This is a genomic window from Pseudoalteromonas sp. SR45-5 (assembly GCF_014163565.1).
Lineage (GTDB): Bacteria > Pseudomonadota > Gammaproteobacteria > Enterobacterales > Alteromonadaceae > Pseudoalteromonas > Pseudoalteromonas distincta.
The window spans coordinates 1-813 of record NZ_JACJDN010001002.1 but is presented as its reverse complement, the minus strand read 5'-3'; the positions used below and the strand labels follow the sequence as shown (position 1 = coordinate 813).

The following is an 813-nucleotide window of genomic DNA, read 5'->3' as shown; positions in this document are numbered from 1 at the left end:
CAATTAGCTGATCCTGTTAGTATTTATCGTATTGATTAGTTTACTTTTATGTAAATTTATATTTACGTTATTTGTTTTTTAAGGTGGTATGAACGTGGCTGACATAAGTGATTTAGCACAGCTGAGAGAAGGTATAGATGAATGCGACGCACAACTTGTTGCCTTACTTGCTAAACGTAATGGTATTACGCAAAAAATTGGTGAGATAAAACAACAAACAGGCGCGCCTTTACATGCACCTAATCGTGAAGCAGAGCTATTAGCGGCAAGAAGACAAGAAGCAATAAATCAAAATGTAAGCCCCGATCTCGTTGAAGATATACTAAGACGCATGATGCGAGAAGCCTATCAAAACCAACAAGCAAAACTTGCATGTGCAGCGCCAGAGCTTTCGCCAATTGTTATTGTAGGTGGTCAAGGTGCTATGGGGCAGCTATTTGCTCAGCAGTTTATTCGCTCAGGTTACGAAGTTAAAGTTTTAGATAAAGATCAGCAAAACGATGCGCAAAATATTTTAAAAGGTGCCAAGCTAGTAATGATTAGCGTACCAATTAATGCATTGGACGCAGTAGTTGCTAAGTTACCTAAACTAGATGATGACTGTTTACTAGTTGATATTACATCGGTAAAGCAATCGCCTATTAAAGCACTAAAAGCTGCGCATAGTGGCCCTGTGGTTGGTTTGCATCCTATGTTTGGCCCTGACATATCACACTGGGTAAAACAAACAGTCGTTGTATGTGAAGGGCGAGATCACCAAGCGGCAAAAGGCTTGTTACAGCAGTTACAAGTATGGGGTTGTCAGCTTGTTGA

At 40.1% G+C, this 813-nt stretch carries 1 protein-coding gene; it reads left to right on the top strand.

What is annotated here, in order from left to right; translation table 11 throughout:
• Positions 1–94: 94 nt before the first annotated feature.
• Positions 95–813 (top strand): bifunctional chorismate mutase/prephenate dehydrogenase (gene tyrA / locus H5072_RS20645; RefSeq protein ID WP_182694662.1); only part of this gene is annotated, 719 nt, incomplete at its 3' end.